The 20,070-nt window shown below is 68.2% G+C and carries 19 protein-coding genes, 1 tRNA gene and 1 pseudogene; 14 read left to right on the top strand and 7 right to left on the bottom strand.

The window, feature by feature from the left end; all coding sequences use genetic code 11:
* Positions 1-492: 492 nt before the first annotated feature.
* Positions 493-2,100, top strand: coding sequence for an ATP-binding protein (locus ACFV2J_RS24130; RefSeq protein ID WP_385082756.1), 1,608 nt, complete (start codon positions 493-495; stop codon positions 2,098-2,100).
* Positions 2,101-2,325: 225 nt separating this feature from the next.
* A complete protein-coding gene (locus ACFV2J_RS24125; protein ID WP_385440493.1) occupies positions 2,326-2,880 on the top strand; it encodes a DUF4760 domain-containing protein in 555 nt (184 codons plus the stop codon).
* 29 nt (positions 2,881-2,909) lie between these two features.
* On the opposite strand, the gene ACFV2J_RS24120 is transcribed toward ACFV2J_RS24125, so the two are convergent.
* Both ACFV2J_RS24120 and ACFV2J_RS24115 read right to left on the bottom strand, forming a co-directional pair.
* Positions 2,910-3,476 carry a GNAT family N-acetyltransferase gene (locus ACFV2J_RS24120; protein WP_385082759.1) on the bottom strand — a complete coding sequence of 189 codons (567 nt, stop codon included), beginning with the start codon at positions 3,474-3,476 and terminating at the stop codon, positions 2,910-2,912.
* Positions 3,473-4,246, bottom strand: coding sequence for a GntR family transcriptional regulator (locus ACFV2J_RS24115; protein ID WP_385082760.1), 774 nt, complete (start codon positions 4,244-4,246; stop codon positions 3,473-3,475). The genes ACFV2J_RS24120 and ACFV2J_RS24115 overlap by 4 nt, the downstream gene beginning before the upstream one ends.
* A 457-nt stretch (positions 4,247-4,703) precedes the next feature.
* Between ACFV2J_RS24115 and ACFV2J_RS24110 the strand changes: the two genes are divergently transcribed.
* The 7 genes from ACFV2J_RS24110 (at position 4,704) to ACFV2J_RS24080 (ending at position 9,656) form a co-directional block, all read left to right on the top strand.
* Positions 4,704-4,865, top strand: a complete 162-nt coding sequence (locus tag ACFV2J_RS24110) for a hypothetical protein (protein WP_385082761.1) — start codon at positions 4,704-4,706, stop codon at positions 4,863-4,865.
* 94 nt (positions 4,866-4,959) lie between these two features.
* The gene (locus tag ACFV2J_RS24105) at positions 4,960-5,223 is read left to right on the top strand and encodes a DUF6284 family protein (RefSeq protein ID WP_385082763.1); all 264 of its coding nucleotides are present in this window, start codon (positions 4,960-4,962) and stop codon (positions 5,221-5,223) included.
* On the top strand, positions 5,220-6,077 hold the full coding sequence (locus ACFV2J_RS24100) for a protein spdB (protein ID WP_385082765.1): 858 nt from the start codon (positions 5,220-5,222) through the stop codon (positions 6,075-6,077). Before ACFV2J_RS24105 ends, ACFV2J_RS24100 begins: the two co-directional genes overlap by 4 nt.
* The gene (locus ACFV2J_RS24095) at positions 6,077-6,466 is read left to right on the top strand and encodes an RRQRL motif-containing zinc-binding protein (RefSeq protein ID WP_385082767.1); all 390 of its coding nucleotides are present in this window, start codon (positions 6,077-6,079) and stop codon (positions 6,464-6,466) included. Before ACFV2J_RS24100 ends, ACFV2J_RS24095 begins: the two co-directional genes overlap by 1 nt.
* A 1-nt stretch (position 6,467) precedes the next feature.
* Complete coding sequence (locus tag ACFV2J_RS24090; protein ID WP_385082768.1) at positions 6,468-6,785, top strand: hypothetical protein; 318 nt, start codon at positions 6,468-6,470, stop codon at positions 6,783-6,785.
* An 84-nt stretch (positions 6,786-6,869) separates the two neighbouring features.
* A complete protein-coding gene (locus ACFV2J_RS24085; RefSeq protein ID WP_385082769.1) occupies positions 6,870-8,987 on the top strand; it encodes an ATP-binding protein in 2,118 nt (705 codons plus the stop codon).
* 204 nt (positions 8,988-9,191) lie between these two features.
* A complete protein-coding gene (locus ACFV2J_RS24080; protein WP_385082770.1) occupies positions 9,192-9,656 on the top strand; it encodes a hypothetical protein in 465 nt (154 codons plus the stop codon).
* Between the two features lie 8 nt (positions 9,657-9,664).
* On the opposite strand, the gene ACFV2J_RS24075 is transcribed toward ACFV2J_RS24080, so the two are convergent.
* Positions 9,665-9,964, bottom strand: coding sequence for a hypothetical protein (locus ACFV2J_RS24075; RefSeq protein WP_385082771.1), 300 nt, complete (start codon positions 9,962-9,964; stop codon positions 9,665-9,667).
* Positions 9,965-10,062: 98 nt separating this feature from the next.
* Between ACFV2J_RS24075 and ACFV2J_RS24070 the strand changes: the two genes are divergently transcribed.
* The 5 genes from ACFV2J_RS24070 (at position 10,063) to ACFV2J_RS24050 (ending at position 15,773) form a co-directional block, all read left to right on the top strand.
* Positions 10,063-11,340 (top strand): DNA cytosine methyltransferase, encoded by a 1,278-nt coding sequence (locus ACFV2J_RS24070; RefSeq protein ID WP_385082773.1) that lies wholly within the window; start codon positions 10,063-10,065, stop codon positions 11,338-11,340.
* Positions 11,337-12,176, top strand: coding sequence for a bifunctional DNA primase/polymerase (locus ACFV2J_RS24065; protein ID WP_385082774.1), 840 nt, complete (start codon positions 11,337-11,339; stop codon positions 12,174-12,176). The genes ACFV2J_RS24070 and ACFV2J_RS24065 overlap by 4 nt, the downstream gene beginning before the upstream one ends.
* Before the next feature lie 2 nt (positions 12,177-12,178).
* A complete protein-coding gene (locus ACFV2J_RS24060; RefSeq protein ID WP_385082775.1) occupies positions 12,179-13,660 on the top strand; it encodes an ATP-binding protein in 1,482 nt (493 codons plus the stop codon).
* Positions 13,661-14,109: 449 nt separating this feature from the next.
* On the top strand, positions 14,110-14,310 hold the full coding sequence (locus tag ACFV2J_RS24055) for a helix-turn-helix domain-containing protein (RefSeq protein WP_385082776.1): 201 nt from the start codon (positions 14,110-14,112) through the stop codon (positions 14,308-14,310).
* A 65-nt stretch (positions 14,311-14,375) separates the two neighbouring features.
* Complete coding sequence (locus ACFV2J_RS24050; RefSeq protein ID WP_385082778.1) at positions 14,376-15,773, top strand: tyrosine-type recombinase/integrase; 1,398 nt, start codon at positions 14,376-14,378, stop codon at positions 15,771-15,773.
* A gap of 50 nt (positions 15,774-15,823) precedes the next feature.
* On the opposite strand, the gene ACFV2J_RS24045 is transcribed toward ACFV2J_RS24050, so the two are convergent.
* From ACFV2J_RS24045 to ACFV2J_RS24030, 4 genes and pseudogenes are all read right to left on the bottom strand, one after another.
* Positions 15,824-15,897 (bottom strand) — tRNA-Thr (locus ACFV2J_RS24045).
* A gap of 107 nt (positions 15,898-16,004) precedes the next feature.
* Entirely contained in the window at positions 16,005-17,603 is a 1,599-nt protein-coding gene (locus ACFV2J_RS24040) for an alpha/beta hydrolase (protein WP_385082779.1), read from the bottom strand.
* Between the two features lie 125 nt (positions 17,604-17,728).
* Positions 17,729-18,934 carry a DNA polymerase III subunit delta' gene (locus tag ACFV2J_RS24035; protein ID WP_385082780.1) on the bottom strand — a complete coding sequence of 402 codons (1,206 nt, stop codon included), beginning with the start codon at positions 18,932-18,934 and terminating at the stop codon, positions 17,729-17,731.
* Between the two features lie 343 nt (positions 18,935-19,277).
* Positions 19,278-19,994, bottom strand: a pseudogene (locus ACFV2J_RS24030) (dTMP kinase); the annotation flags it as partial.
* Between the last annotated feature and the right edge of the window lie 76 nt (positions 19,995-20,070).

The following is a 20,070-nucleotide window of genomic DNA, read 5'->3' as shown; positions in this document are numbered from 1 at the left end:
GATGCGGCCCCCGCCGCGTGCCGTCTGTCGCACCCGACGCGACTCGGCCACGCTGGCCTGCGACGCCCACCAGCTCAACGCGGCCAGCACCCCAGTAGCCACCACACCCGCCACCGGACCGATCACATCCCACGGATCGTCACCCCCCTTCGACAACATCGCCCACGGCACCGCAACCACAGCGAATGCCAGAGCCGACCCCACCACCGTCACCAGCCAACGCACAGCAGCCTGCACGACACATCCCCGAAAACAATCAAGAAAATGGCCTTCCGGACCGACCATGCTGACACGCAGACACCCCCCAGCGGAGCCCTTGAGGCGATCCTGTTGTCGGACCGCCCGGTCGGCGTGAAGGCAATGCGGGAGTTCCTCCAAGGCCCAGCGCTTGAGCCCGCCCAGTAACGAGAGCTCGTAACCAGCTCACTTGAGGGCTCCGCTCGTCAGCCCGTAAGTAGTGACACGTCCCGGTACGTCCTCTACACTCGTCGAGTGGAGAAGAAGATCATTTCCCCGACTGAAGCACTGACGCTTATCGATCGCGAAGAGTCGCACTTTTGGGATCATAAAAGCGTGCGCAGTAAAGGGGGTGTGATCCAGAAAATTGCTTCGGCGCTCGCAAACTCGGATGGCGGCGAGTTTATCGTGGGCATTGAGGACAGGGCACAGGACATCGGCTTGGCCCGCTGGATCGGCTACGCCACCATCGAAGATGCCAATGTAGTCCTAGAGGCGATTGCGCGAGACATCACTCCTCCCGTCCCCTATTCGGTGGATTTTCTGCAGATTGCTGGACAGGAATCTCTGGGGCTTGCATGCTTGGTCGCCGTCCGAAAAAGCGAAAGCGTCCACTTTGCCGCCGACCAAAAGGTCTACGTCAGGCGCGGAGCATCAACCTTCTCGATTTCCGGTCAGGCAATAACGGATCTCAGCCTCTCCAAGGGTGCGAGAACATATGAAGATCAACTGCTTGAAGATTACTACAAAGAAGACTTGGTAGAGGAGGAGGAACTCCTTTACTTCTTGGGGGCTTTTAGCCCTTCGACGTCTCCGGTGGACTTCCTAAGAAAGCAACGTCTCGTCGATCGCAACAGTGGTGCAGCACGCGTTTCGGCCGGAATTCTCTATGCGGAAACACCCCCGGCCGTAGTACCCAAACGGTGCTCTGTGAAGATCGCGAGATATAACACCAAAGATAGTGAACCCCTTCGTGAACACCTGGAAGGGACCCCCATTACGATTGAGGGACCTGCCCGGATAGTGATCGATGAGACATTGTCGCGGACTACCCGCATGATCGAGTCCGTCTCAGTCTTGCAGCCCAGCGGCGAAATGGCCCCGTTGCGGTACCCTCCCGAGGTCCTCAAAGAGATCGTCGTCAATGCAGTGATCCATAGAGATTACAACATTTCGGATGACATCCTCGTTTACGTATTCAATAATCGAGTCGAAGTGCGAAGCCCCGGAGTTTTGCCGGGTCACATGAACCTCGGAAACCTCCTCAAGGAGAGATTTTCTAGGAATCCGACCATTGTCCGCCTGATCAACAAATACCCGGATCCGCCCAATAAAGATATTGGCGAGGGGTTGCGGACCGTAATGGCCAAGATGGCGGAAGCGAAGCTCAAGGCGCCGAAGTTTTCAATCGACGGCAACTACTTCGTGGTGAATCTAGGACACACTCCGCTGGCGAGGCCACACGAAATAGTGATGGAGTACCTGGAAAATCATTCAGAAATACGGAATTCCATCGGACGAACTTTGACCGGCATCCAATCAGAGAACAGCATGAAGGACGTATTTTACGACCTCCGTGATGCCGGTAAGATTGAGATGGTGCCAGGTAAGCGGGGGCGCAGTTCGGCTTGGCGTAGAAGAGCTGGCGAGGAACCAGACAATGGGGCAGAAAATCCTGCCCTAAATGAAGAAATCAATTCTCGCGTCGAAGCGGTGCGGGTCACGCCCACCACCCGTCGTTCACCGTTGCCGAAGAGACTAAAGGTACGGCGCCTGGCACATACTGCTGCCAGAAATCTCCCTTGCTCCTGTGGGAGTGGCCTCAAATGGAAGAATTGTTGCGCAATGAGGCAAGGCGAATAGAGCGCCCATGTACCTTAAATGCTAAAACCGTGGAGAGGGTTCGCTTAATTTCCTAGTGTCTGGTGTGCCTGTGGCACGGCGCCGGGCTGAAACGGCGCGGAGACAGGAGCAGAGGACTAGCCAGCGGCCGGACCACACGCGATGTGTGAAGCGAGCACGTGCACGTGCACCGTGATGTCAGAAAACGGCCCCGTTAGCGGCGTACCTTCCGTAAGGTATCCGGCCGTGACGTCGTATGAGCAGTGGTCCCTGGTTGCTTCGTTCAGTTCCTTGCTCGTCAGTGTCGTTGCCTTCGGCGCGGTGGCGTGGCAGCTCCTCATGCTGTCGCGCAGTACGGATCAGGACCACGACAGACGGCGCAAGCAAGCGACCATGGAGTACCTCACCGCCAACATGGATCGTCGGAAGGCTCTGTTCGACGAGGGCATACCGCACGAGCGCGATCACGGGGCCATTACGACCCTGGTTGGTCTCTCGCTGTCCGGTGACGACCGAGCCACGAAGCTTGTTGCCTCCTACCTCACCACGTTCAACTTCCTTGCCGTCGGTGCGCAGACGGACGCCTTCGACCGACATATCATCGACGAAGCGTGGGGCGGCCTCATCATCTCCGTCTGGAACAACTACCGACCCTGGGTCGAGGAGCAGCGGCGCCGGCACAGTGAACCCCGCGTGTGGGAAAACCTGGAGTGGCTGGCCAGCAAGATGACACCGCGTCGGAACGTCGTTCCTGACGGCGACGCGGGAAATTTTCCCCCACAGGGGCAGCCGGTGCAGTAGGGAGATTCCGTATCTGGACGCTGCTTGTCCTAGACACCACCAAGACGTTCCGGCTCCGCAGTCTCGTCCACAAAGCCGTGCTCGGTCCGGTGCGTTGACCGCTGCGCCAGCCAACCCGAGACCCGTGGACCTCCGTTGACTGCTCCCCCGTCGAGGACCGTACGGACGTACTCAAAGCCCTGGCGGAGATAGTACGACTGCAGGTCCTGGTTTGTCGTCCACGCATCGAGTCGGAGCCACTTGGCCCCCGCTCGATGAGCCCGGTCTCCGGCCCAATCGAGCAGCCGGCCACCGAGGTTCTGCCCACCGTGCGTCCGTGCAACGGAGAGCTTGTTGATGAACATGGACGGCTCAGAGAGTTCTTGCTCTGTCCAGAGGCCCGCTTCCGCGTCAGGGGTCACGGTGATGGTCGCTACCGTCACCAGACCGTCCAGGACCATGAAGACAGTGCCGTCCTCGATGGTCTCCAGCAGCTTGGCCGCCGGGTAAGGCAGCTGCCACTGGTCAGTTCCAAGGCCCGAGAGCCACGCCGCGGCCTCCGATCGGAAGGCCAGCAGCTTGGGCACATCGCCCGGTTGGGCGGGGATGATTCTCACAGGGGTTCGTTCTCGCTTCGGGCGGACAGGTCGCCGATTTCGTAGTTCATCTGGTTCAAGTCGCCCCGGAACGTTGTGATGGTGCACCGGACGGGCCGATCCGGTGAGAAGCCCGTCCGTGTCCAGAGCAGCACCGGCACCCCTGCTCCTATCTCCAGCAGCCGCGCTTCCTCCGGGGTCGGCATCCGCGCGGCGAGCTCATCGAAGTACCCCACCTGTTCAATGCCTCGTTCGGCCAGGTACCGCGTGGTGCCCTCTTCAATGTCTCCTGGCTCAGCCAGTCGTGGCGACTCGTCGACCAGCCAGGCTGGATAGTAGGTCGCCTGAGTCGACCAAGGAACGTCGTCCACATAGCGATGGCAGAACCGCAATACAGCCTTCGTACCCGCTGTGACCCTCAGGCGATCAGCGATGTCCTCCGACGCCGGCAGCATCTCGACACGGAACGTCTGATGCGGCCGACGGCCCGCGTTGGTCACGTCAGTGCTGTACGCGTCACCGTTCTGCGGGAACTCCAGGTTCTCGAACTTGGACGCATTGAGCTTGAAGACCTCGTGTGACCTGACCTCATAGCCCAGCCCTTGGCTGGACGAGATCAGGCCCTCGCTGACCAGCAGGCTCAGCCCGTTCCGGACGGTGTTCCGGGACGCGTCGAAGCGCTGCTGCAGGTCACTCTCGGAGGGCAGCCGCGCTCCCGGCACAAACGTGCCGTTGGCGATCTCGCGGCGCAGGGCATCGGCGACCTGCCGGTACTTCGGCTGCTTGTTCATGCCCTCATCATGACGCACTCGCGCAACTTGTTGGTACATGCGGGCTCCAAACGCTTGACGACTCATCGCCTGGGGGTGCAGCATCACTGCAGCAGCTTGTACCAACAAGTTGAGCAGGTGGTCCAACACCATTGAGTGTGCCCGCCTGTGCTGACAGCACCCGGCGAGTCCCGTGAAGACGGGAACCCCCTCTGACCAGGGGTTGCCGCGCTCGCCGGGGAGCGGCTGCTCCTTGAGAACTGAACAGAGTGCTGAAGATCCGCCACCTGCCATTGGCGACGAGGCGGTGGCATTGCGGGCAAAGCCCGCGCATCTACGACCATTCCGCAGCCCAACTGCTGCGGCTGGTTGCCTCCCTCGCCCGTCCGGCCGTCTTGGTCGTACGGGCGAGGTAGCAGGGAGCCGGGGCCGGAACCGTCTGGCCAGGCCCGCACCCACGACACGTCAGGAGACCCGCATGTTCGGCAAGAAGTCGCAGCAGTCATCCGACCTGACCACACCCGAGAGCGTCAAGAAGAGCCAGGCCGTCTACGACCGCATCGCGTCCGGCAAGTGCAAGGACGCCACCAAGGAGCTGGACACGACGCACGGCCGCAGCAGCAAGAACAAGCGCGGCTGACCCGCACCACCACCCCGCAACGGCGCGCGGCCCCGGAGGTGCAACTCCGGGGCCGCTGTCGGGCCGTACCACCGACTAGGGAGAACACGACCCAATGAACACCATCGTCACTGTTCAGGATGCTGTTACCGCGTTCGCCGACTGGAACGAGCCGACGGATGCCGAGCTGGACGCGATCGAGTCGGAGATGCCGCTGATCCTGGCGGACGTCGACCTGATCGACGCGCAGATCATCGCCATGGACCACACCCCGAACGAGGTCGACACCCGCCGCGTCCGCCGGGCCCTGGCCCGGGTTCTCACCGAGTACCGCGTCCTTGCCAGCCGCACTACCGACGCGGTCGGCGGTGCGGCGTGAAGGCCAAGACCGCACTTCCCGCCGTCGCGATGACGGCCGTGTCCATGGTCCTCACCCTCGCCGTGGTCATGATGTGGCTCGGCACGGCGATGCCGTGGCCCGTCGCTCTGGTCGTCGGTCTGGGCATCGACGGGGGATGGCTGGCCACCCTCGCCTACGAACGCCGCCTCGCCGCGCAGGGCGACCACAGCCGCACGGTGACCGCGGTCGGCTGGTCCTTCGGCCTGGTCGCCACCGGCGTCCTGGTCGCCCACGCGCTCACTTCGGAAGCGGACACGGGCGCGTGGCTGGCCGTGGCCTGGCTGCCCGTCGCGGCGAAGGCCTTATGGCTGGTGCACGGCATGTGGGAGCGGACCGCGCTCACCCCGCGCGCACTCGACATGATCCGTGGCGTCCAGCAGGAAGCCCGGGACGAAGCGGCCGTGGCCCGTGCCCGGCTGCGGGCGGAAGCGGGCACCGAGGAGACGCGGCTGACGGCCGTGACGGAGGCCGGTGCCCGCGTGGCCCGCGTCCAGGCCAAGACCGCACAGACCCTCTCCCGCGCGTGGTCGACGCTGGAGAGCGCGCGGAACGGTGAGGACACCGGCAGGGCGCTCACCAGCGTGACGCACCGCGTCACACCCGACGTCACACCCCGCTGGGAACTGCCCGTCTGGGGTCCCATCGAGCCGCTGGCGCCCGCGCTGGAGATCGCGCCCGCCCTCAGCGACGCGGCCCTCGACACGCTCGTCGACGAGATCCGCCACAGCGAGACACCCGCCCTGTCGTACCGGGAGATGGCCGTACGGTTCCGCGCGGCCGGCCACTCCGCATCCGAGGTCCGCCTCCGGGCGGCATGGAAGCGGGTCGCCTGATGTCCGCCGCGTGGGGCAAGTGCTTCGACCCGTCCGGGGCCCGCTACGGCATACCCACCTACCCGTGGCGCCTGGCCCCGGACGGGCTCGCCACCCGCCGGCAGTTACGGGCCCGCGGTCTGCGCCCGGGCGGGCAGGACATCGCCGCGCAGGTCATGCGCGTCAACCGCCGACAGGGCGGGGTCCGCGTCTCCTACCTCTACCGCCTCGACCTGGCCAAGCCCGTGCGGCCGATGACGTCACGGAAGTGGGGCGCGCTCGCCCTGGCGATGCTCGCCCGCCGCACCTGCCCCAACTGCCGGATCACCTACAGCTACTGCCTGCCGACGTCACTCGGCATGTGCGTCCTGTGCGCCTTCCCCGAAACCTCCACCGCAAGGAGTGCCTGACATGGGCAACGCCGACACCCGCCGCCTTGACCGCGAGATCCACAAGACCACCCGGAAGCTCGAAGCGGTCCGCCGCGGCGAGACCTGGCCGCTCACCACCTCCGAGCGCCGCGCGGTCCTGACCGCGCTCGCCGGCGGCACCTACCGGATCGCCCGCGGCAAGAGCCCAGCCCGCGCGGAACAGCGGCTGGAGTCCGTCTCCGTGGCTGCGGAGACGCGGCTGAACGCGGAACTGACCGCCCTGCACGGCGAGCGTCAGCGACTCATCACGGAAGCCGCCCGCGCCAAGGCAGCGAAGAAGTCCTCCGGCTGGTGCTGACACCCGCCCGCACCACCCCGCACTGCAATGCACTTCCCCCTTCAACTCCACCCCGGCATGGGGCAGTCAGGAGTGGTCTCCCCGATGAGTGAGAACGTCGTTCCCCTGCACAAGAACACCCCGCCGGCCCCCGAGCCGGCGACCGTGACCACCTTGACCGTGGTCCCCGAATCGGCCCCCGCCGCGCCCGTTCCGCTGTGGGTGCGCTCTGGACGGGCCGTGAAGACCGCGGTCACGCACGAGACGACCAAGACGACGGCCCGCGCGATCGCCCGGCACACGCTCTACGTGGCCGGCGGGGCGAAGATCGCGGCGAAGCGCACGTGGGACGGCCGGACCGCTTCCCGGTACGAGCGGATGTTCCGCGCCGCGGAAGCCGCCGGCAACTACGAGGTGGCTGCGGAGTGGGAGGAGCGCGGGCAGCAGTTCCGCGCGGCACGTCACCGCCGCCGCATGGACCTGCTCCACTCGCCCGTGGACGCGGCCAAGGGCATAGCGGTCGGGACCGGTGTGGGCATCGGCGGGTTGGTCGCGCTCGGGGTCGTGATGGCGATCGCTACGAAGGACGTCACGCACGTCGTCACCCCTTTGATGGCCGTGATCGAGTTCATCAACCTGCTCATCTGGATCGTTCAGGTGGTGTGGGGGCCGGCCCTGACGATCGGCCCGTTCCTCGCTCTCCTCGCCCTGTGGACGATCGGCAGCAAGCAGCAGGCTGCACCGGCGTGGGCGCTGCCGGCGAACGTCCGCAACAGCGAGGGCGAGCCGATCACCCCGTCCATCGTCGTCAAGGCCCTGCGCGACCTGGGAGTGCCCGCGCTGCGCAACGCCATCAAGGAGATGGGCGATGCCGGGGCGTCGATGCTCGGGCCGATCCGGATCGCGGGATGCGGGGTGGAGGTGGACGTCACTCTGCCTTCCGGGGTGTCCACGATCGAGGTGCAGAACCGGCGCCGAAAGCTCGCCGAGAACCTGTCCCGGCACGAGCACGAGGTGTTCATCATGATCCCTACCGCCGCACGGACCGTGCGGCTGTGGATCGCGGACTCCGGGGCGCTCGATGAGCCGATCGGCCCGTCCCCGCTGGTCACCGACCAGAACATGACCGCCGACTACGCCAAGGGCCGCGCCCCCTGGGGGCAGGACCTCCGCGGCGACGCTGCCGCGCTGTCCCTGTATCAGCGCCACCTGCTGATCACGGGCCTGTCGAACCAGGGCAAGACCGTGGCCCTGCGCTCCCTCGCGTTGTGGCTCTCGCTCGACAAGTCGGTGCAGTTCCTCATGGGCGACCTCAAGGGCATCGGGGACTGGGCCATGTTCGACGGCCTGGCCCTCACGCTGATTCAGGGGCCGACCGATGAGCACGTGATCGAGGTGACCGAGATGGTCGAGGGCGCCGTGAGCGAGATGAACCGGCGCCTGATGGCCCCGCCCGGAACCCAGTTCCCCGCGCTGATCGTGCTGGTCGATGAGGCACAGGTCGCGTTCATGTGCCCGCTCAAGGACGAAGAGGGCCGCTTCTACGGCGGGTCCAAGGCCACGTCCCGGTACTTCATGGCCGTCCGCAAGATCCACAACCAGGGGCGGGCCGTCAACGTCCTGATGTGGCAGGGCACCCAGGACCCGACCGACCAGAACCTTCCCAAGCTGGTCCGCGAGGGCGCCCACACCCGAGCCTCCCTCGCCCTGGGCACCGAGTCCCAGGCCCGGATGGCGCTCGGGGACAAGGCCGTCGACGGCGGGGCCGCGCCGAACCTGCTCCGTCCCGGGCTGGATCAGGGAACGCTGGTCGTCGCGTCGTCCGGCATCGACATCCCCAAGGGCCAGTCCTCGTTGACCGTGCGCACGCACTACGTCGACGACGACGCGGCCGAAGCCATCACCGCCCGCGCCAAGGCCCTGCGCGACGGAGTCACCACCCTCACCACCATCAAGCGCGGTGAGGAGCGCGACCCGCTCGCCGACATCGCGAGCGTCCTCGGCGATGCACCGCGGGTGCGGACCAAGGATGTGCTGGCCCGCCTCGCCGCGCTGAGTGCGGACGCGTACGGCGGTTGGTCGTTCATCGACCTCAAGCGCGTCCTGGACGACGCCGGCGCGGAACCGCACAAGTCCGACGGGGTCATGGTCGTCAGCCGTGACCGCGTCCTGCGCTCGCTCGCCAACCGCGACACCGACGGTTCCGCTTCCGCCGAAGGATGACAGGGAGCCGACCCGCGACGGGTCAGGGAGACAGGGAGAACTCCCTAAACCCCTCCCTGCCCCGCCTCCCTGCCCCTGAGCTGCACAAATGATCGCTCAGGGACTCAGGGAGGACCGCAGGTCAGACCCCCGGAACCCCCCTCCACAGCCACCCCGCAAGGGGGTGGCCCCGCCTCCCTGCACCGCCCCGCGAAGGGATTCCGCATGCACCCCGAACACCCCGCCCACGGCCAGTACGAGAGCGCCGTGGACGTCCACCGGCCCACCCCGATCACACCCGTCGTCATGGCGCCCGCGCCCCTCATTCCCATGCAGCCGGGCGCCGTGCCGAGCGTGGCGAGCATCGTCCTGCCGGACGGGCAAGTCGTCACCGGCTACGCCATCAACCCCACGCAGCCCGAACCGATCGCCGCCAAGCCGGCCGTCTCCCGCGCCGCGGTGAACGTCGCCCTCGGGGGTGTGGGGTTCGCCGCGGCATGCGGCGGGCTGCTGCTCCTGACGACGTTCATCGCCGCACTCACCGCCCTCATCACCCAGCTCATCATCCTGGCCGCCGTGATCTTCGGCGGATGGATCGCCGTACAGATCTTCAGCGCGTCCGGCTCCAAGGGCGGGACCACGGTCAACATCCGCAAAGCCGTGATCAAGCGCAACCACTTCCACGGCTAACCCGGCGGCTACGGGTGATCCAGTTCCTCATCCAGGACCCGCGGCCAGTCGTCCTGCCCCAGGTTCCCCGCCATGAGCAGGTCGCGCCAGTCCGTCCGGGCCAGGCGGACCGCAGAGCGGAACCGGTCGATGTCTCCTGCGGCTATCACCAAAGCTGCGGTCAGGAGCCGTTCTGTGCTCTGCCGCGAGTCTTCGAGTTCGGCCCCCAGTATCCGCAGGGCGCCCTCAACTCCCCGCGCGGCGTCGGCATCCGGGAAGTCGCGCCGGATGCGTTCGTGCAGGCGTGCGCTGATCACGTCCTCGACCACACCGTTCCCTCGCCAATCCAGAGGGCGGCCCGCTTCTCGCCAAAGTCCCGGGCCGCCCTTGTCTCCAGTCCTCAACAGACCTGTGGAGGTCACCCAGCATGACGCAACCCACCGACATCCGGCGAGCCCCCGGCTCGCCGCCGACGATCGTCGCCCTGTGCGCCGGCTACGGCGGACTCGAAGCGGCCATCCGTGCGGGCATCGGCGGCCGGGTAGCCGCCTACGCGGAGAACGACCCGTACGCGGCGGCCGTGTTCGCCGCGCACCACCCCGGGGTGCCGAACCTCGGGGATATCACCGCCGTCGACTGGCAGCGGGTCCGCGACCTGTACCGGCCGGACGTCGTGGGCGCGGGCTTTCCGTGCCGGAACATCTCGAACGCTGGACGAAGGGACGGAATCCATGGGCAGTGGTCTCGGGTCTGGAAAAACGTCGCTGAGGCTGTGGGCGTCCTTCGACCGCGTCTCGTGTTCCTGGAAAACGTGGCGGCGCTCCGCTCGCGGGGGCTGGACGTCGTCGCCCAGGACCTGGCCGCGCACGGGTATGACGTCCGGTGGACATGTCTACGAGCTGGTGACCCCGAAATCGGCGCCCCGCACCCGCGGGACCGCTGGTTCGCAGTTGCCCATCCCGCTGCTGAAGACCCCCACCTCACAGCTTGGGGTCAACGGCGGCCCGCAGCCCCCGGCCAAGCGCAAGCAGGGCGGGCACGGGCCGACGCTGGAGGACGAAGTGGTCTTCCTGCTGCCCCTGTGGCCGCAGGCCGAGGAGTGAGCCTGCTCCCGACGCCGGCGGCCCGGGACTGGAAGTCGGGCGCCTCCAACCTGCTCGGGAGGAACGCGCGCCCGCTGAACGAGGTGGTCGTCAACCTCCTGCCCACCCCCACTGCCCGGCGTTACGGCACCAACCGGTCCGCATCCGAGGGTGCGAGCTCGCGCCCCTCGATCGAGTACCTGGTCCGCGACCTGCTCCCCACCCCGAAAGCCTCCGACGGCCCGCACGGCGGACCCAACCAGCGGGACACGAGCGGCCGTTACTACCTGCCCAGCCAGGCCGTCCGCCTCGACGCGCAATGGATCGCCAGCGACGGCACCGACTACGGCCCCGCCATCCACCGCTGGGAAGCCGTCACCGGACGCCCCGCGCCCTGCCCGACCGAACCCGGCACCCGCGGCAACCGCCGCCTGTCCCCGGTCTTCGTGGAATGGCTCATGGGCCTCCCGGCCGGCTGGGTCACCGACGTACCCGGCATCCCCCGCAAGGAACAGCTCAAGATCCTCGGCAACGGCGTCATCCCCCAACAAGCCCACCACGCTTATGGCCTGCTGCTCGGGGCCCGTGCCACCGCTCGGCTCGAATGGGAGGCCGCGGCATGAAATCCAGCCTGCGGATTGCCCTCGGTCTGGCTGCGGCCGGCGTGCCCGTGCTGCCGCTGCGAGCGGGGAAGGTGCCGTTCGGGAACTGCCCGGACTGCGCGCGGAACGGGTGCGGGGGACGGCCGAACATGAAGACCCCCGGCCCCTGCACCTGCCCGATGCCGTGTCACGGCTGGGCAGCCGCTGCCAGCACTGCCTACGTCATCAACTCGGACGTATGGGTGGCGGCGTGGCGGCGTGCGGCGGCGGTCGGTTACCACCCGGGTGGCGCCGGCGTGACCGTGGTCGACCTGGACGACCCCGCAGCCATCCAGTGGGCCCGCGAGACCCTGCCCGCTACCCGGACCGTGACCACGACCCGGGGCGAGCACTGGATCTACCAGGGCACCATGCAGTCCGCCAACGCCGTGCGCCCTGGTGTGGACGTCAAGTCTCTTATGGCGTACGCCCGTTGGCTCGGTCCCGGCGTCGGCGTCACGGCCGCTCTCCCGGACTCTGTGCGCGCGCTGGTGGTAAAGGAGCCGCCTGCGGCGCGCAGGGCGCCACAGACGCTCTCGGCGCCCTTGAGCGGCCAACGGGGCCAGTGCCCGCACCGCACGACCACCTATCTCGACCGCGGTATCGCCATGGCGGAGCAGCGCATCACCGCGGCATCCAGCGCGGTGCACGCCACCGTCTACCGCACGTTCCTCGCCGTGCTGTCCACGCACGGCCGGTGCGGCTGCCTCACCGACGCCCACACCGCGCGGCTGTTCACGGCCGCGCAGGCCAAGGGCGAATCGGCCCGGCACTGCACCGACGCGTGGACCAACGCCCTGACCACGTTGGGACTGTGACCATGTCCGACGACGAGAAGAATCCCGCCCGCAAGGTCATCGCGGACTACGCACAGGAGCATTTCCGGTACTTCCGCACCGCTGACGGGACCGTGTACGCGCAGAAGAACAGGCACCCCGTGGCCCGCCCGATCCGCTCCCAGGGCACCACCGGCAGCCACCGACAGGAACTCATGGTCGGCCTGTTCAAGGACGGGATCGGCGTCTTCAACGGGTCCGCAATCAAGGAGGCGTTGGACTTGATCGAAGCACTCGCCCTGACCGAGGACGTCCAGGCCGTGAACATCCGCGTCGCCCCAGGATTCGACGGGGCGACATGGCTGGACCTGGGCCGAAACGACGGAAAGTCCGTCCGCATCCACCCCACCGGCTGGGACATCCTCATCCCCGACCCGCGTGAGGTCTGCTGGCGGCGCACGCAGCTCACCGGGGAACTTCCCCTGCCGGCCAAGGACACCGACGGCAAGGGCATCGACCTGCTGATGCGGCTGTGCAACTTCGCCAACGCCGAGACCGAGTGCCTGGCCATCGCCTGGCTCATCGGCTGTCTCGGGCCGTCCGTTCCCGTACCGGCGCCCTTCCTCACCGGACCGCAGGGGGCGGGAAAGTCCACGGGTGGCCGGATGCTCACCCGGATCATCGAGGGGATGAGCGGTGACCTGCGGCGGGCGCCGAAGGACGAGGAGAACCTGATCGCGGCGGTGGCGGCAGGGTGGATCACCGCGCTGGACAACCTCTCGCACATGACGCCGGATCTGTCGGACGCGATGTGCTGCATCGTGACCGGTGCCGAGAGCGTCAAGCGGGCCCTGTTCACCGACGGGGACGTCTTCCGCGTCGGCTACCGCCGGCCCCTGCTCCTCACCGGCATCGACGTCGGCGTCATCCGCCCCGACCTCGCCGAACGGCTCCTGCCTCTGCGGTTGGAGCGGCCCCGTGTCCGGCGCACCGAAGCCGAACTGTGGGCGGACTACGCGGAAGTCCTGCCCGTGGTCCTCGGCTCGCTCCTCGATCTCACGGTCAAGGTCCGCGCGGTGCACGCGCAGACCCCCACCGATCTGCGGATGGCGGACTTCGCCCACCTGTGCGCGCAGTTCGACGCAGCGACCGGTCTCGGGGCTCTGCCCGCGTACCGGGCGAGTCTGGACGACCTGAACGACGACGTGATCGAAGGTGACCTCCTCGCACAGACCGTCCTGAGGTATGCCGAAACCATCGTGCCGGGCGCGGCACAGCAGATGACGTCCACAGACTGGCTGTCGTGCCTCAGCAGCCTCTACAGCGGCGAAGACGGCCGTCCCCTGCCCAAGGGGTGGCCGACCACCGGCAAAGTCCTCTCCGACCGCCTCAAGCGCCTTCAACCGACGCTGGCCGCCCGGGGCGTCCTCATCGACTCGGGCCGCACGAAGGCGGGCCGCTACCTCGAAATGACCCGCACCGTCGCCCTGACCCCGCCGCCGCACGAGCAGACACAGGCGTTCTGATCCGCGATCCGCACGCTCAAGCAACAGCAAGAGGAGCACCAGCGGCGCGCGTGCTCCTCTTGCTGTTCGGCGGAACGCCGCCCCAAGATCGCGCCGCGCAGCGGCTCCTTCTTCGCTCTGTGAGGGGCACCGAAGTACTACAGACAGCCCCTTCTTTGTCCTAAGAGGGAAGACGCTGCGTCACCTGCGTCACCCGGCCCGAAAAGCGGCTGCTGACCTGCGGCAACAGCGGTGACGCAGGCGGCCGCCTCTGCGTCATCCTGCGTCACCTGCGTCACCCGGTGACGCAGCCGATGACGCACCGGTGACGCAGAGCCGATCCGCCACGTCACCTAAAGCAGCAGGTCAGAGGCTCAAGTGACGCTGATGACGCGGTGACGCAGAAATCCGAACCTCGGACAGAAGCCAGCCCCTGAGAATCCCCACGAGCACCTGAGGAGTACGACCCGATGAGTACCCCCGTACTGGCCCATGCCCAGTTGCTCTACACCCCGGAGGAAGCCGCCAAGGTTCTCCGCTTCGGACGCTCCACCGTGTACGAGCTGATGGCGGCCGGCGACCTCAAGTACGTCAAGCGAGGACGCTCCCGCCGTATTCGCTGGGACGTGCTTGAGGCTTACGCGAACAGCCTCGAACTCCTTCCTGCCTGAAGAAGTCCGCCCCGAAGCCGCCCCGGACACACGGTCTTGGGCGGCTTCCTGCATGGAGGAACGCATTGAGCACCCGCAATCCCAACATGGAGTCGTCCATCTACCTTGGCGATGACGGCTGGTGGCACGGTCGCGTGACCATGGGCGTGCTGCCCGATGGGAGCCCGGACCGCCGCCACCGCATGGCCCGCACCGAACCCGCTGTGCGCCGTAAGGTCCGTGAACTGGAGAAGCTTCGTGACGAGGGGCGCGCGACCAAGGCCGGCCGCAAACCCACAGTCGGTCAGTGGATGGAGATCTACCTGACCGACATCGCGAGCTTGAAGCTCAAGCCCCGGTCCCTGGACGACTATTGGTCCAAAACCCGCAACGACATCGTTCCCGGCGTCGGGAAGCACCGCATCGACAAGCTGGCGCCGGAGCATCTTGAGCAGATGTACCGAGCGATGCTCGATGCCGGACGCGCGCCGTCCCACGTGATCAAAGTGCACCGCATCCTCTCGCGGGCACTGAAGATCGCCCACCGTCGCCGGATGATCAGCGAGAACGTCGCCACCCTGGTCGACCCGCCCAGCATTGACGAGACTGAGGCCAACCCGTTCACCCAGGAAGAGGCCAAAGCGTTCCTGGAGGCGGCGGCCACGCGGCCCACTTTCATGCGGTGGATCGTCGGCGTCGGCATGGGGTTCCGGCAGGGCGAGACCCTGGGACTGCGGTGGCCGTACGTCGACCTCCAGGCCGAACTGTTCCACCCCCGGTGGCAGTTACAGCGGCTCACGTGGCGACACGGCTGCGGCAACCCGCACGCGTGCGGGGCGCGCCTACACCGCTTCGAGCCCTGCCCGCCAGACTGCGCCACGCACAAGGGCTACAAGCGGGGTTGCCCGAAGCCGTGCACCGCGACCTGCGTCAAGCACGCAAGCACCTGCCCCGACCGCAAGGGCGGAGGTCTGGCCTTCACCCGTCCCAAGACCAAGAAGAGCACGAACCCCGTGCCGATCCCTCCCGCCTTCATCCCCTACCTGGTCGCCCACAAGGCACGGCAGGACGAACTGCGGGAGGCGGCCGGCGAACTCTGGCAGGACCACCAGGCCGTGTTCACCCGCTCTAATGGACGCCCCATCGACCCTCGCGACGACTGGGAGGAATTCAAAGATCTACTCGCGGAAGCGGGCATCACCGACCGCCGCCTCTACGACGGAAGCCGCGACACGGCCGGCACCATCCTGAACGAGCTGGGGGTGGACATGCCGACCATCATGGAGATCCTGCGGCACACCCAGATCAGTCAGACACGCCGCTACGTCAAGGGCCGCTCACACCTCTCGAAGGACGCCATGCGCCGCATGGGTGACGCCTTCCTGCCCGCCCCGGCGGCTGCCTCTGAGCCCGCAACTGAGACTAGGAATGAGACTGGGGACCGCCGCGCAGCTCGTGCACGGCGCCGCCGCCGTATCCAGTAAAAAGCAAAAGCCCCAGGTCACGGCGAGTGAGAATCCTGGGGCTTCCACAGAGCCGCCTTCGGGATTCGAACCCGAGACCTACGCATTACGAGTGCGTTGCTCTGGCCATCTGAGCTAAGGCGGCGCGCTGTCCGCACTATGGTGCGATCAGCAACGTCGGTAAGTCTACACAGTTTCCGAGAGTGCTCCGTACACGCCCCGGAGGGCCCGGATCCGGGGCGTGCGAGAGGGCTATGAGCAGCGCTTTCCCTTGGGTGGAGGGGTGCCGTCGAGGAGGTAGCGGTTGATCGCGGTGTCGATGCAGACGCTGCCGCGACCGTAGGCGGTGTGGCCGTCGCCGACGTAGGTCAGGAGCGTCGCGGAGGAGAGCTGCCCGGCGAGGGACTCGGCCCAGGCGTACGGGGTGGCCGGGTCCCGGGTGGTGCCGACCACCAGGATCGGGGCCGCGCCCTTCGCCTCGATGCGGTGGGGCTCGCCCGTCGGTTTCACGGGCCAGTACGCGCAGTTCAGGGACGCCCAGGCCAGACCGTCACCGAAGACGGGGGACGCCTTCTCGAAGGCGGGGAGGCTCTTCTTCAACTGGTCGGGGCCGGAGAAGGCGGACGGGAGGTCGAGGCAGTTCACGGCCGCGTTGGCGTACATCAGGTTCGTGTAGTGGCCCTTGGCGTCACGCTCGTAGTAGCTGTCGGAGAGGGCGAGCAGGCCCGCTCCGTCCTTGTCCTTCATCGCCGCGCTCAGCGCCTCGCGCAGCTGGGGCCAGGCCGCCTCGTCGTACATCGCCGCGATCACGCCCGTCGTCGCGAGCGACTCGGTGAGCTGGCGGCGGTCCGCGTCGCCCGTCGGGATCGGGTCCGAATCGAGCTTCTTGAAGAAGGCGCTGAGGTTCCTGCCCACCTGGTCCGGGCTCGTGCCCCGGCCGCCCAGCGGGCAGCCGCTGTGCCGCACGCAGTCCTTCGCGAAGGACTGGAAGGCCGTCTCGAAGCCCGCCGTCTGGTCCTCGTTTAGTTTGCGGGCGGTGATCGAGGGGTCCAGCGCGCCGTCCAGGACCATGCGGCCCACCCGCTGCGGGTACAGGCCCGCGTACGTCGCGCCCAGGAACGTCCCGTACGACGCACCGACGTAGTTCAGCTTCTGGTCGCGCAGGACCGCGCGCAGGATGTCCATGTCACGGGCCGCCTCGACCGTGGAGACATGCCGCAGCACCTTGGGCGAGTGCCGGGCGCACCCCTCGGCGAACTTCTTGTACGCGTCGACCAGTTCGCCCGTCTCCCGCGTGTTGTCGGGCGTCATGTCCGTCTTCGTGAACGCGTCCATCTCCGGGCCGCTGAGACATTCGATCGGCTCGCTGCGGGCCACTCCGCGCGGGTCGACCGCCACCATGTCGTAGCGTGCGCGGACCTTCGCCGGGTAGCCGAGACCCGCGTACGCCTGGAGGTATCCGACCGCCGAGCCGCCCGGACCGCCCGGGTTGACCAGCAGCGAGCCGATCCGCTTCCCCGGACCCGTGGCCTTCTTGCGGGCGACGGCCAGTTTGATGGCGCCCGAAGCCGGATCGTCGTAGTCGAGCGGCACCTTCATCGTGGAGCATTCGAAGCCGGGCGCACCACAGGAGCGCCAGGCCGGCTTCTGCTCGTAGTACGGCGTCAGCATCGCCGGTGTGGAGTGGGGCAGCGGGGCCAGCACCGCCTCCGACGACGTCGGCTCCGATGCCCTCGGCTCCGATGCCGCCGTAGTGAGACTCTCCGTGGAGCAGGCGGAGACGAGCAGCGTCGTGGCGGCCAGCAGCATGCCGCCCCTGCGCAGGGGCCTGAGGATGCGCCTGAAGTACATTCCGCGAGCGTAACCTCACGCGATCGATTGATCACCTTCAGTGGCGAACGCGCCTCGTACGAGTGACACCGTCAACCTCGCGAGGGGGGTGTCCGAGTGTCCGATGGGGTGTCCGCGCGACCGTGTCAGCCCGCGCGCAGCGCCATCGTCATCGCCTCCACCGCCAGCAGCGGTGCCACGTTGCGGTCGAGGGCCTCGCGGCAGGCGGCGATGGCGTCGATCCGGCGCAGGGTCGCCTCCGGCGCGCTGCCGCGGGCCAGTCTCTCCAGAACGTCCCCGGAATCCGCGTTGGCGATCGCCAGGCGGGAGCCGAGCTGGAGGGCGAGGACGTCGCGGTAGAAGCCCGTGAGGTCGATGAGCGCGAGGTCCAGGCTGTCGCGCTGGGTACGCGTCCTGCGGCGCTTCTGCCGGTCCTCCAGCTCCTTCATGACGCCCGCGGTGCCGCGCGGCATGCGGCCGCCCTCCGAGGCGCCGAGGGCGGTCTTCAGATCCGCGGTCTCCTTCACGTCGACCTCCTCGGCGAGCTGCTTCGCGTCCTCCGAGGCCGTGTCGACGAGTTCCTGGGCCGCTCGGAGACAACCACCGACGTCGTCGACCCGGAGCGGGAGTCTGAGCACGGCGGCCCGACGCTCACGAGCGCGCGGGTCCGTGGCGAGGCGCCGGGCGCGCCCGATGTGCCCCTGCGTCGCGCTCGCGGCGGCCGCGGCGACATCGGGGTCGATGCCGTCACGCCGTACGAGGATGTCGGCGACCGCTTCCACCGGCGGCGTGCGCAGGGTCAGCAGGCGGCAGCGGGAGCGGATGGTGGGCAGCACGTCCTCGATGGAGGGCGCGCACAGCAGCCAGACCGTACGCGGCGCCGGCTCCTCGACGGCCTTCAGCAGCACATTGCCCGCGCCCTCCGTCAGGCGGTCCGCGTCCTCCAGGACGATGACCTGCCAGCGGCCGACGGCGGGCGACATCTGGGCACGGCGGACCAGGTCGCGGGTCTCCTTCACACCGATGGAGAGAAGGTCGGTGCGGACGATCTGCACGTCGGCGTGGGTCCCGATCAGGCTGGTGTGGCAACCGTCACAGAAACCGCAGCCGGGGACCCCGCCCAGCGCGCGGTCGGGGCTCACGCACTGGAGCGCCGCCGCGAAGGCGCGCGCCGCGGTGGAACGGCCCGAGCCGGGCGGGCCGGTGAACAGCCAGGCGTGGGTCATCCTGGACGCCTCGGGGGGCGCGGTGGCCCCGGCGATCGCCGTGACCAGGGCGTCGGCGTCACGCGCGGCGGCGGCGAGCTGCTCGCTCACCTTGTCCTGGCCCACCAGGTCGTCCCATACGGGCACGGGGCACCGCCCTTCCGTCGCACTTCGCCTTGCCGCGTCCATTGTGCGGGTCGCCACCGACAACGGGCCCGGGCCGGGGATCTCCCGGCGGAGGCCGTGAGCGTGACCGGCGGTCCCACCCGGCCGCGCCGGCCGATCCCAGTCGATCACGAGCGCTCACGGCCGCCGGTCCCACCGGTCCCACCGGTCAGGACCGTCGCGCCCACGACCACCGCGCCCCCGGCGGATCGTCCCCGCCGGACCTCGGGCCCCGGGCCCCGGGGTCACGAGGCTCACACTCGGCGGTCACGCCACCCCGTTCCCGCGGCGGTGACCTCCCCGGGCAGCGGCCACCGTCCTGGCTTCAGCGACGGTTCCCGCCGCGTCCCCCGCGCCCGTCGCGTCCCTCGTCCGCCTCGTCGTCCTCGTCCTCCCGCGGGCCCAGCAGCTCGTCCGCGAGGGTCGGGAGGTCGTCGAGCGGTGTCTCCTCGGCCCAGTCGGGACGCGGGCGGCGCCGGGGTGTGCCCGAGGCGTCGACCTGGGGCAGCTCACGCGTGCGGTCGACCGTGTCGTCGGACCGCCGCTCCGCCGACCGCTCGTCCCGGAAGAAGCCCGGGGGCACCCGGTCCGCGGGGTCCCCGGCCGCGTTCCTCCCCCTGTCGCCGTCCGTACCCCCGTCCGGGTCCCTGTCCCGTACGGGAGGCAGCACCGCCGTCTCGTCGGCCGCGCGGGGGGTCACCGGCGGCAGGACGGCCGTCTCGTCCGCGGCTCCCCCGACCGGCGGCAGCACCGTCGTCCGCTCCGTGGCGCCCTCCGGCACGGGCGGCTTCGGCAGCTTGGCCGTCTCCTCGGAGTCGGACCGGGAACCACGGTTGTCCCTGTCCCGCACCGGCGACAGCACCGCGGTGTCGTCCACCGCACCACCTGACGCCTTCGGGGGCGAGACGACCGGCGTGGGCACGGTCGTCTCGTTGTCGGACTCGGTGCCGGTGCGAGTGCCGGTGCCGGTGTCGGCCTGAGCGGAGGTCTTCGCCGGGGCCGGGGCCGGGGGGGGGGGGGGGGGGGGGGCCCCCCCCGGGGGGGGGCGGCGCCGACCAGGGGGGGTTATCGAGTCAGGGAGGGTGTGGCAGAGCCCGCCCGGCCCCCCCCCCCCCCGC

Source organism: Streptomyces sp. NPDC059668, from assembly GCF_042734135.1.
In the GTDB taxonomy this organism is placed as follows: domain Bacteria; phylum Actinomycetota; class Actinomycetes; order Streptomycetales; family Streptomycetaceae; genus Streptomyces.
The sequence above is the reverse complement of the archived record's forward strand: the minus strand, read 5'-3'. Positions and strand labels throughout refer to the sequence as shown.